11 protein-coding genes are annotated in these 11714 nt (G+C 58.1%); 2 read left to right on the top strand and 9 right to left on the bottom strand.

Annotated features, from left to right (window positions below):
- The first annotated feature begins 4 nt into the window (after positions 1 to 4).
- Entirely contained in the window at positions 5 to 772 is a 768-nt protein-coding gene (gene cobA / locus ACZ0A4_RS04250) for a uroporphyrinogen-III C-methyltransferase (protein ID WP_463573191.1), read from the top strand.
- 62 nt (positions 773 to 834) lie between these two features.
- Here cobA and ACZ0A4_RS04245 read toward each other — a convergent pair whose 3' ends face one another.
- From ACZ0A4_RS04245 to ppsA, 8 genes are all read right to left on the bottom strand, one after another.
- Complete coding sequence (locus ACZ0A4_RS04245) at positions 835 to 1869, bottom strand: OmpA family protein (protein ID WP_150751636.1); 1035 nt, start codon at positions 1867 to 1869, stop codon at positions 835 to 837.
- Between the two features lie 107 nt (positions 1870 to 1976).
- The gene (gene sigX / locus ACZ0A4_RS04240; RefSeq protein WP_011333251.1) at positions 1977 to 2567 is read right to left on the bottom strand and encodes an RNA polymerase sigma factor SigX; all 591 of its coding nucleotides are present in this window, start codon (positions 2565 to 2567) and stop codon (positions 1977 to 1979) included.
- A gap of 90 nt (positions 2568 to 2657) precedes the next feature.
- Positions 2658 to 3482 (bottom strand): mechanosensitive ion channel family protein, encoded by an 825-nt coding sequence (locus tag ACZ0A4_RS04235; protein ID WP_007916401.1) that lies wholly within the window; start codon positions 3480 to 3482, stop codon positions 2658 to 2660.
- 2 nt (positions 3483 to 3484) lie between these two features.
- Positions 3485 to 3733: a hypothetical protein gene (locus tag ACZ0A4_RS04230; RefSeq protein ID WP_008076827.1), complete on the bottom strand. Its 249-nt coding sequence runs from the start codon at positions 3731 to 3733 to the stop codon at positions 3485 to 3487.
- Between the two features lie 63 nt (positions 3734 to 3796).
- On the bottom strand, positions 3797 to 4792 hold the full coding sequence (locus ACZ0A4_RS04225) for a zinc transporter ZntB (RefSeq protein ID WP_077571829.1): 996 nt from the start codon (positions 4790 to 4792) through the stop codon (positions 3797 to 3799).
- Between the two features lie 21 nt (positions 4793 to 4813).
- Positions 4814 to 5305 (bottom strand): ribonuclease E activity regulator RraA, encoded by a 492-nt coding sequence (gene rraA, locus ACZ0A4_RS04220; protein WP_463573189.1) that lies wholly within the window; start codon positions 5303 to 5305, stop codon positions 4814 to 4816.
- 227 nt (positions 5306 to 5532) lie between these two features.
- Positions 5533 to 6522 (bottom strand): alpha/beta fold hydrolase, encoded by a 990-nt coding sequence (locus tag ACZ0A4_RS04215; RefSeq protein ID WP_463573188.1) that lies wholly within the window; start codon positions 6520 to 6522, stop codon positions 5533 to 5535.
- A gap of 190 nt (positions 6523 to 6712) precedes the next feature.
- Positions 6713 to 9088, bottom strand: a complete 2376-nt coding sequence (gene ppsA, locus ACZ0A4_RS04210; RefSeq protein ID WP_463573186.1) for a phosphoenolpyruvate synthase — start codon at positions 9086 to 9088, stop codon at positions 6713 to 6715.
- A 174-nt stretch (positions 9089 to 9262) separates the two neighbouring features.
- Between ppsA and ppsR the strand changes: the two genes are divergently transcribed.
- Positions 9263 to 10081 (top strand): posphoenolpyruvate synthetase regulatory kinase/phosphorylase PpsR, encoded by an 819-nt coding sequence (gene ppsR / locus ACZ0A4_RS04205; RefSeq protein WP_463573185.1) that lies wholly within the window; start codon positions 9263 to 9265, stop codon positions 10079 to 10081.
- 121 nt (positions 10082 to 10202) lie between these two features.
- Here ppsR and ACZ0A4_RS04200 read toward each other — a convergent pair whose 3' ends face one another.
- On the bottom strand, positions 10203 to 11612 hold the full coding sequence (locus ACZ0A4_RS04200) for an aminotransferase-like domain-containing protein (RefSeq protein ID WP_463573184.1): 1410 nt from the start codon (positions 11610 to 11612) through the stop codon (positions 10203 to 10205).
- Between the last annotated feature and the right edge of the window lie 102 nt (positions 11613 to 11714).

Genomic DNA, 11714 nt, shown 5'->3' with positions numbered 1-11714 from the left:
CACCATGAATGCAAAAGTCTGGCTGGTGGGTGCAGGTCCTGGTGATCCCGAACTGCTGACCCTCAAAGCGGTGCGCGCCCTGCGCGAGGCCGATGTGGTGCTGATCGATGATCTGGTCAATGACGCGGTGCTGGAACACTGCCCTGGCGCCCGCATCATTGCCGTGGGTAAACGCGGTGGTTGCCGTTCCACGCCGCAGGCATTTATCCATCGGTTGATGCTGCGCTATGCACGCCATGGCAAGTGTGTGGTGCGGCTCAAGGGTGGCGATCCGTGCATTTTCGGCCGAGGGGGCGAAGAGGCGCATTGGCTGCGTGAGCGTGGCGTCGAAGTGGAGTTAGTCAATGGCATCACCGCCGGTCTGGCCGGGGCGACGCAGTGCGATATTCCGCTGACGTTGCGCGGTGTGGCGCGCGGGGTGACGCTGGTGACTGCGCACACGCAGGACGACAGCCAATTGAACTGGCAGGCGCTGGCGCAGGGCGGTACGACGCTGGTGGTTTATATGGGTGTTGCCAAGCTGGGAGAGATTCGCGATCAGTTGCTGGCGGGCGGGATGACGGCGAATACGCCGGTGGCGATGATCGAGAATGCGTCATTGCCCGGGCAGCGGGAATGCCGGAGTGATCTGGCGAGTATGAGTGATGATGCGTGTGCGTTTGGATTGAAAAGCCCGGCGATTCTGGTGATCGGGGTGGTGGCGGCTGTTGTTGAAGAGCAAAAGATCGCAGCCTGCGGCAGCTCCTACATGGGATCTGCGTGCACCCTTTAAACCCGAATCGCAGGCAAAGAAAAGCCCGGCCTAAGCCGGGCTTTTCTCAGAGCGGCAGCTAATTACTTAGCTTGAGCTTCAACCTGCGCTTCTACGCGACGGTTTACAGCGCGGCCAGCATCAGTTTTGTTGTCAGCAACTGGGCGGGATTCGCCGTAGCCAACAGACTGAACGCGGGACGATTCAACACCGTACTGGTTGGTCAGAACTTGCTTAACGGCGTTTGCACGACGCTCGGACAGTTTCTGGTTGTAAGCGTCAGGACCGACGGAGTCAGTGTGACCTTCAACAGTAGTGGTGGTGGATGGGTACTGCTTCATGAAGTCAGCCAGGTTCTTGATGTCGCCGTAGCTGTTTGGCTTCACAACCGACTTGTCGAAGTCGAACTTAACGTCCAGCTCAACACGAACAACTTCAGCAACTGCTGGGCAGCCGTCAGCGTCAACAGTTACGTTGGCTGGGGTGTCCGGGCACTTGTCAACGTTGTCGCAAACGCCATCGTTGTCGCTGTCGGAGCAGACTTCAGCTGGTGCTGGAACTGGAGCAGCAGCAGGCTTGGAGCCGCCACCGAAGTTCACACCGATACCAACGCTAGGAGCCCACTCGGTGTCGCCCTGGTCGATGTTGTACTGAGCTTCAACGCCAGCACGGGCGTAGAAGTTCTCGGTGAAGTACAGCTTGGCACCAGCGCCCAGGTTGGCGAAGGTGGAGCGGTCACGACCGCCGGAACCGTTCTGACCGATGCTCTGATCGGAGAAACCAGCCGATACGTATGGACGCAGCATGTCGCCTGGGTTGTTGAAGTGGTACAGAGCGTCCAGAGCGGTGTTAGCGCCCTTGATGTTACGACCGTCGTCGGAACGCACGTTGTGCACTTCGTCGTAGCCCAGACGCAGTTCAACGTCGTCGGTCAGGAAGTAACCGATCGAACCGCCGAACAGGTTGCCGTTGTTCTTGAAGTTACGAGCGCTGTCGAATTGTTCTTTCTTTGCGAAGCCTTCGATTTCAACTGCGCCTTGGCCTTGTGCCAGAGCGCCGAACGAAGTGGCGGCAATCAGAGAACCAATGGCCAAGCCCAAGGTGTTTTTCAGTTTCATCCGTTAAATCCCCATCTGGTGATTGTGAAGCAGTCCCGCAAACCGGGGGACAACTCGGCGGCAAGTCTATCAGAACTTGCCTACACGTAAGAGATATTTGCGCTGAACTAAGTTTCAGCAATGCCTGCAAATTTCTCACGCAATTTATCTAGAGCACGTTTGTAACGCATTTTTGTCGCACTCAAACCCATGTGCATGATGTCTGCGATCTCCTGAAATTCCAGCTCTGCGACAAATCGTAGCACCAGAATTTCGCGGTCAATCGGGTTCACATACACCAGCCAGCGATCAAGCCCGCCCTTCTCCTCGGGTTTCGGCGCCTTTTCTTCGGACGCTTCCTCGAGGGGGTCAAGACTCAATGCGTCCATCAAGCGACGCTTTCGCCGTTCCTTCCGATACTGCGTAATACATTCGTTGTACGTGATGCTGTAGAGCCACGTTTTGAACTTCGATTTCCCCTCGAAGTTCTTCAGGCCGTACAGCACCTTTAACATGACTTCCTGACAGACATCGTCTGCGTCGCGATCGTTCCCAAGATATCTCGCACAAACGTTAAATAATGTTCGCTGGTAACGCCGCATCAGTTCTTCATAGGCGCGCGTTACGTGGAACAGCTCGGTATGCGAGCGCGCGACCAACTCCTCATCAGAGAGCTCGCGGGGGTCGTAGCGCGTGGATAGCGTTTGGGCTTTATTCAAAACAAGTCGTGCCGACAGTCAGGTCAATGTCCACCGCAACCAGCATCAGCTGGCATTTTGCGGCGGCATACATTAGCAGGGTTTGCCGGATTAGCGGCTACTCACATGCTGTTCCAGCAGGATCCGATTGGAAAGAGAGACTAGCTCACCCTCATCGGTCAGCAATGTGGTTTTCACCGTGCCGATCTCCTCGATCTGCCCTTCGACCTCGCCAACACGCACTTGTTGCCCAACCTGATACAACTCACGCACATAGATTCCCGCAAGAATCTGACCGGCAATTTCCCGGCTTCCCAAACCCATGGCCAGCGCAACGGCCAGACCAACGGTAATCAAAACGATGACAATCACATGGTTCAGCAGGTCGGTCTTGACCTCAAGCTGACTGATCGCAACCGAAATGCTGATGATGATCACCAGCCCCTGAGCTATCCGACCAAGTCCCGAAGCGTAGTCCAGGCCTACGCCTTCCGCCGCCCCGCGCACCAGCCCGTTGGCCAGTTGTGCAAGCAAAACACCTACCAGCAACACCAGCGCGGCGCCGAATACTTTCGGCAAATACAGCGCCAACATATCCAGCGTAGCTGAAACTCGCTCAAGGCCAAGGGATTCTGCTGCAGAAACAAGAAAAATCAGCAGAACGAACCAGTAAACGATTTTGCCGATCAGGGTCGAGATCGGAACTTGCAGCCCGGCTCGCGACATCAATTTGGTCAAACCGGTGCCGCCCATCAGGCGATCGAGGCCGAGTTTGGCGAGCAGTTTCGACAGCAAGGTATCGAGCAGTTTGGCCACGACGAAGCCCAACAGCAGCACGACCAGTGCGCCGAACAGGTTCGGAATGAAGTTGGCCACTTTGGTCCACAACGCAGTCATTGCAGTGACGAGGCTCTGAGTCCAGAGGTCGAGTTCCATATTCAATCAGCCTTATCAGCAGTGCGAGCGGTAGGTTTACGAAGACGGGAAACCGGCGAGACATGGGCCGATCCGTTATTCAGGGCGATCATCAGCGCGGGCAGCCAGCGGCCCAGCAGGCTGAACAGATCACCGGCGCCGACCTGGCGGTTGGCGGTTTTGAGTACGCGGCCCAGACAGGCATCGTCGTCGCGGCTGGACGGCGAGGCGTTGAGCATGTCGCGCAAAGACTGTTCAAACGGATCGTGCATACGCACCTCTCGTGATGTCTGTGAAAGACGCGGGCAAATTTGGTCGGGTCACATGCGCCATGTTCAGACCCAGCGCAAACGACGGAATAACCACCACTGACCGAAGGCCAGGGCGAGCACCGTCAAACAGGCAATCAGGAAACCATAAGGGCTGCTGGAGAACGGAATTCCGCCGACGTTGATGCCCAGCAGACCGGTGATGAAACTCATCGGCAAAAAGATGCAGGTGATGATGCCGAAACGGTACATCGTACGATTCATGCGCTCGCTCAAACGTCGGTCTTCAGCCTCCAGCACAAGCCCCACGCGCTCTCGGGTCAATTCGAGCTCTTCGAGATAGCGGGTCAGGCTGTTGTTCAACTCGTTCCAGTAATCGGCATCGTCATCGACAAACCACGGCAGTTTTATCCGCGTCAGTTGCCCGAAAATATCCCGCTGCGGCGCAAGGAAACGCTTCAGCCCGGCGGCCCTGCGGCGGATGTGCAAAATGGCGCCATGCTCGGGAGTATACCGTTCGTCGGCATCCATCTTTTCTTCTTCCTCATCGGCGATTTCCGAGAGGCAAGTGACCAGATCCTGCACCTTGTTGGTGAGGAACTGCGCCAGGTAAAGGATGAGTTCAGAAGCCGTTTTCGGGCCTTTGCCGTCCGCCAATTGCACCAACAGTTCATCGGTAGCGCGCAACGGGCGCAAACGCAACGAGATTACCCGTTGGGCGGAAGCGAAAATCCGCACCGAGACCATGTCTTCCGGCTCCGCACCCGGGTTGAGATTGACCCCACGCAGAAACAGCAGCAGCTCGGAATCCGGCAACGGCAACAGGCGCGGTCGAGTGTTCTCTTCCAGCAGCAGATCGCAGGTGAATTCATTGAGACCGCTGGATTTGCGCAGCCAGGTCTGGGTTTGCGGATGGCTGCGATCCCAATGCAGCCACAGGCTTTCATGGGCCTGCAACTGCAAATCGTCGAGCTCAGTCCGGGCTATCGAACGCGCACCGCCTTTTCCGTCCAGCACCAGGGCATGCACCAGCCCCCATTGCGCGTTTTCTTCCTCGAACATCCGCATCCCTTTGTTGAAAGCTTATTCAGGCATCTTCAGCGGACTCGGCGAAACGATCACGCCGTTGTTGTCCGCATAAATGTACTGGCCCGGGTGGAACGTCACACCGGCGAAGGTCACCGGGACGTTGAGGTCGCCGAGGCCGCGTTTTTCGGTTTTCATCGGGTGGCTGGCCAATGCCTGCACGCCCAAGTCGGTCTGCGCAATGACGTCAACGTCACGGATGCAACCGTAGATCACCAGCCCTTCCCAGCCGTTTTTTGCAGCTTTCTCGGCAATCATGTCACCCAGCAACGCGCGGCGCAGCGAACCGCCGCCATCAACCACCAATACCTTGCCGTTGCCCTTGAGTTCAGCCTGTTCCTTGACCAGCGAGTTGTCTTCGAAACACTTGATGGTCACGATTTCGCCGCCGAATGAATCACGGCCACCGAAATTGCTGAACATCGGTTCCAGCACCTGCACCAGCTCCGGATAGGCGTCGCACAGGTCAGGCGTAAGGTAATGGTTCATCGAAAAACTCCTGTAAAAAGCAAGACGATCAAGAATGCCGCGTTCTGAAGAGACGAGTTCCGCTGGTCGCTGTTTACCTTAGCTCATTGAATGTTCGCTGAATGAACCTGAACAAACGCTGAAACGTAATCGCTAAACTGCCACCGAATATGACCAGAACCGCACAATTCGTCATATCTTAGCCGCAAGCCGACCCGAACGAAATGCCCTTTTAAAGGGCCTCCATCTCAGACCGCAGCAGCCAAATCCGGCTTCTCGCCCAGCAATGGCGTGTGCTGATCGTTCAACCAGCGCGCCACCAATGGCCATACCTCAGTCTGCGCCGCTTTGCTCACCAGCATCTCGACATGGCCGAAATTATCGTTGAAGCCCTGCTCGCGGCCCAGATTGACGAACTGCTTGTGCTCCGAGCCGATCTGCTCGAACAGTTTGCGACAAGCCCAGGCCGGATCCTGATGATCCCCTGCTGCAGTCACCGCCAGCACTGGCACTTGAACATCGGCCAGCCCCGCCCACCAATCCTTGTCCTTGTCGCCAAAACGGCCGAACAAGCCGTACCAGCGCATGCTTTCCAGCGCCAGACCGATCGGCTCATCCTCCGGGCCACGCTTGAGACGCGAGCCCGACAGCTGCGCGAAGCGCTTGAGAATAAAGCGCCCGCTCCACTCCACTGGCGGAATTTTCAGCGGCCAGTAAGTGCGGCTGACCTGGGTGCCGAAAAACGCTGCCGATGCCACGGCAGGGTCGCCAAGGTATTCACCGCCAAGCGCAGCCGCCAGGGTGATGCCGCCGAGCGAATGGCCGATCCAGTGCGGAACCTGGCCGCTCTGCTCACGCACAAACGCGGCAATCGCCGGCAAGTCGTAACGGGCATAGTCGGCGACACGGTTGCGCCGGTATTCCTCGTTGCGCTGCGACAAACCGTGGCCGCGCATCTCCGGAATCCACACGTCGAAACCCAGACGCGTCAAATAGGCGCCCAGGCCCAGACCTTTGGGTGAAAACCAGAAGCGTCGATTGGAAAAACTGCCGTGCAGCAGAATCACCGGCACACCGCGAGGCGCCGAGTCATCAGCCATGCCCAAGCGGGTCACAGCGATTTCCACGGACCAGTCGGGACTGTTGCCGGGTTTCAGTCGATACACGTCTTCGCTCAGATCGCCGCGCCGTTCGGCGCTGATCAGGGCGACAGGAAACAGGTTGCTGCTGCTTTGCATAATGCTCTTGCACAAAAAAGGGCGGCATCTACAGGAGCCCGCCCTACTCAAATCTCAAAATCCTGCCCCATCAATGTGGGAGCGAGCTTGCTCGCGAAAGCGGTACATCCGTCGACATCAATGTTAAATGTCAGTCCGTCTTCGCGAGCAGGCTCGCTCCCACAAAGGGAGCGGGCCGTTCACATACTGATCAGGCTGGCGCTTGGCCTTCGGCGAGGAAGAACCAGGTCTCCAGCACGGTGTCCGGGTTCAGCGACACGCTTTCAATGCCCTGCTCCATCAGCCACTTGGCCAGATCCGGATGGTCCGAAGGACCCTGACCGCAGATACCGATGTACTTGCCGGCCTTGTTGCACGCGGCAATCGCGTTGGCCAGCAGCTTCTTGACCGCCGGATTACGCTCGTCGAACAGGTGCGCGATGATACCGGAGTCGCGGTCCAGGCCCAGCGTCAGCTGAGTCAGGTCGTTGGAACCGATCGAGAACCCGTCGAAGAATTCGAGGAATTCTTCAGCCAGGATCGCGTTGGATGGCAATTCGCACATCATGATCACGCGCAGACCGTTTTCGCCGCGCTTCAAGCCGTTTTCGGCCAACAGATCGACCACTTGGCTGGCTTCGCCCAGAGTACGGACGAACGGCACCATGATTTCGACGTTGGTCAGGCCCATCTCGTTGCGCACACGTTTCAGCGCGCGGCATTCGAGTTCGAAGCAGTCACGGAACGATTCGCTGATGTAACGCGAAGCGCCACGGAAACCCAGCATCGGGTTTTCTTCTTCCGGCTCGTAGAGCTTGCCGCCGATCAGGTTGGCGTATTCGTTGGACTTGAAGTCGGACAGGCGCACGATGACTTTTTTCGGCGTGAACGCTGCAGCCAGGGTGCTGATACCTTCCACCAGTTTGTCGACATAGAAGTCGACCGGGTCGTTGTAACCGGCGATACGCTTGTCGACGCTGTCCTTGATCTCCTGCGGCAGACCGTCGTAGTTCAACAGCGCTTTCGGGTGGACGCCGATCATGCGGTTGATGATGAATTCCAGACGGGCCAGGCCGACACCGGCGTTCGGCAGTTGCGCGAAGTCGAAGGCGCGGTCCGGGTTGCCGACGTTCATCATGATCTTGAACGGCAGCTCCGGCATGGCGTCGACGGAGTTCTTCTTGATGTCGAAGCCCAGTTCGCCTTCGAAGATGTAACCGGTGTCGCCCTCGGCGCACGAAACGGTCACGCCCTGGCCATCCTTCAGCAGTTGGGTGGCGTTACCGCAACCGACCACTGCCGGAATACCCAGCTCGCGAGCGATGATCGCCGCGTGGCAGGTACGCCCGCCACGGTTGGTGACGATGGCGCTGGCGCGCTTCATCACCGGTTCCCAATCCGGGTCGGTCATGTCGGAAACCAGCACGTCGCCCGGCTGGACCTTGTCCATCTCGGAAACGTCTTTGATGATCCGTACTTTACCGGCGCCGATGCGCTGGCCAATCGCACGACCTTCCACCAGCACGGTGCCGGTTTCTTTCAACAGGTAACGTTCCATGACGTTGGCCTGGGTGCGGCTTTTCACGGTTTCCGGACGCGCCTGCACGATGTACAGCTGGCCGTCGTCACCGTCCTTGGCCCACTCGATGTCCATCGGGCAGCCGTAGTGCTTTTCGATGATCATCGCTTGCTTGGCCAGTTCACTGACTTCAGCGTCGGTCAGACAGAAACGCGCGCGCTCAGCCTTGTCGACGTCGACGGTCTTGACCGAACGACCGGCCTTGGCTTCGTCGCCGTAGATCATCTTGATGGCTTTGCTGCCCAGATTGCGACGCAGGATCGCCGGACGGCCGGCCTCCAGCGTGCCCTTGTGCACATAGAACTCATCCGGGTTGACCGCGCCCTGGACGACGGTTTCGCCCAGACCGTAAGCGCCGGTGATGAACACCACGTCACGGAAACCGGATTCGGTATCGAGGGTGAACATCACGCCGGCAGTGCCGGTTTCCGAACGCACCATGCGCTGCACGCCAGCCGACAGGGCGACCAGTTTGTGGTCAAAGCCCTGGTGCACGCGGTAGGAAATCGCACGGTCGTTGAACAGCGAAGCGAACACCTCTTTGGCGGCGCGGATAACGTTTTCCACGCCACGGATGTTCAGGAAGGTTTCCTGCTGACCGGCGAACGACGCGTCCGGCAAGTCTTCGGCGGTGGCGGAAGAACGCACGGCCACGGCCACGTCAGGATTGCCGGCCGACAGCGCGGCGAACGCGGTGCGGATTTCGGCATTCAGTTTTTCAGGGAATTGGGCTTCCATGATCCATTGACGGATCTGCGCGCCGGTCTTGGCCAGGGCGTTGACGTCGTCAACGTCGAGCGCGTCGAGGGCCGCGTGGATCTGGTCGTTGAGGCCGCTCAGCTCGAGGAAATCACGATAAGCCTGAGCCGTCGTGGCGAAGCCGCCGGGGACCGAAACACCGGCACCTGCCAGGTTACTGATCATCTCGCCCAGGGATGCGTTCTTGCCCCCCACATGCTCAACATCGTGTTTGCCGAGCTTATCGAGGGAAACTACGTACTCTACCAAGGTGATCTCTCCACTAACTGTGTTGGAAAAGCTCAGAAACCGGCGGCCCGGGGGAGCCATGGCCGGTTGTATGGCCTGGACCTGGAAAATAAGTGAGAATGCGGGCCAGTCGCGGCCGACAAATCGCGCCTATCATATCCAGAAATGCTCATTAGCTTAAGGCCCAAGGTGCAAATGAAACGATCTGCTTTCTTCATCTCCGATGGCACCGGCATCACTGCCGAAACCCTGGGTCAAAGCCTTCTGGCGCAGTTCGAAAACATTACCTTCCGCAAATTCACGCGACCGTACATCGACAGCGTTGAAAAAGCGCGGGCCATGGTACAACAAATCAACAAAGCCGCTGAAACCGACGGCTTTCGCCCGATCATCTTCGACACCATCGTCAATCAGGACATCCGTGAGATTCTCGCAACGTCCAATGGTTTCATGATCGACATTTTCTCGACCTTTCTTGCCCCGCTGGAGCAGGAACTGACCGAGCATTCTTCCTACACCGTCGGCAAGTCGCACTCGATCGGGCACAACTCCAATTACATGGAGCGTATCGAGGCGGTTAACTTTGCCCTCGACAACGACGACGGTGCGCGCACCCACTATTACGATAAAGCCGACCTGATACTAGTGGGCGTGTCGCGATGCGGCAAAACGCCGACGTGCCTGTACATGGCCATGCAGTTCGGCATCCGCGCGGCGAACTATCCGCTGACCGAAGACGACATGGAACGCCTGACCCTGCCGACAGCCCTGCGCGCCCATCAGCACAAGTTGTTTGGCCTGACCATCGACCCGGACCGCCTCACCGCGATCCGCAACGAGCGCAAGCCCAACAGCCGTTATTCGAGTTATGCGCAGTGCGAATTCGAAGTGCGTGAGGTGGAGAACCTGTTCCGCCGCGAGAATATTCCCAACATCAACTCCACGCATTTTTCGGTGGAAGAGATTTCGGCGAAGATTCTGGTAGAGAAAGGCGTGGAGCGGCGGTTCAAATAGGTCTGTATTCCTGATCCGACGCCTTCGCGAGCAGGCTCGCTCCCACAGGGTTCTCGGGTGTTTGCACATGCTGCATTCCCCCCACCCCCCTTGTGGTAGCGAGCCTGCTCGCGAAGAACCATTACACGGTGTCTGTTAATGCCCTGGCCAGAGCTTCAAAACCTGCCAGCAACAACCGATCATCTCCCACCGCATTACACACACTCACCCGAATAAACTGTGGCACCGCCGCATGCCCGACCGCAAACGCCTCGGCGGTGGCCACCAGATAGTTGTTCTCCTTCAACTCCGCCGCAATCTGCGACGCCCGCCACAGCTCAGGCACTTCCACCCAGAAATGCGGGCTGTAAGGGTGAGTCCTGTAATTCAAACCCTGCAGAACAGGCGCCACCAAGGCTTTGCGCCGAGCGATCTCGCTGATCTGTTCGTCCAGCAAACGCTCGGCCATGCCGCTTTCGATCCACAGACTGGCCACTTCCATCGAGAGTGGATTGGCCATCCAGCACGTTGCGCGGATGGCGGCACTCAAACGGCCGATCAACGCCTGCGGGGCGTGCAGGTAACCGACGCGCAATCCGGCGGAAACAGCTTTGCTCAAACTGCCAATCAACACCGAGCGCTCCGGTGCGAAATAACTGAGCGGCAATGGCCGTTGGCGGTCAAGAACGGCGTGAGCCTCGTCTTCGATCATCAACAGGTTGTGCTGGCGACAGAGGTCGGCAATCGCCTCACGCCGTGGGATCGACATCACGGCGGCTGTAGGATTCTGGATCGTTGGCGTGCAATACAGCGCCGAAACACGATGTTGACGGCAGATGTCCTCCAGTGCCGACGGCAACAATCCTTCGTCATCCATCGCTGCGCCGACAAGTTTTATCCCAAGCTGGCGTGCGACGCCGATCAATCCGGGGTAGGACAAATGCTCGGTGACCACTGTGTCACCGGCCTTGAGCAAGCCCATCAGCGCGCACAACAAACCATGCTGACCACCGTTGACGCACAACACCTGATCGGCATGCGGCACGAACGCTTCGTGCTGCAGCCAGACCGCCCCCGCCAATCGGTGCCGTGCCAGCCCACCTTCAGCGGTGTACCCGGTCAACTGCTGTAACACCCGCGGATCACTGGCCAGTTCCTGCAGACTCTGGCTCATGAACGCCGCTTCCTGCGCGGGAATCGGCTGATTGCGGCTCATGTCAAAACAGGCTGACGGCTCATCGCTGACATTGCGAAAGCCTTTGTCCTGCGGCCGCTCCATCCCGCGCTGACAGACATAAGTGCCATCTCCGACGCGGGCGACGACCAATCCCACGCGTTCCAATTCACCGTAGGCACGACTGATGGTGCCGATGGTCACGCCCAGGCTGTCGGCCAGCAATCGGTGCGGCGGCAACTTGCATCCCGCATCGATCACCCCTTCCTCGATGGCCTGTGCGACCGCATCAGCCAAGCGCTTGTACTTCACACCGACGCCATTGGCGAGGCCGTCGCGGAGGATTGACACCATGGCAATACTTACTTTGACAGTCATTCTCGCCCCGAATAGCGTGCTTAAAACAGGTTCATTTAGAAATATCCGGTTTCCGCGATCAGGTCAATTCCACCGTTCGGAGCACGCCACATGTCGACCGCC

The organism is Pseudomonas sp. AC172 (assembly GCF_979258595.1).
Note: the sequence above shows the minus strand (reverse complement) of the source record. Positions and strands in the feature narration are given on the sequence as shown.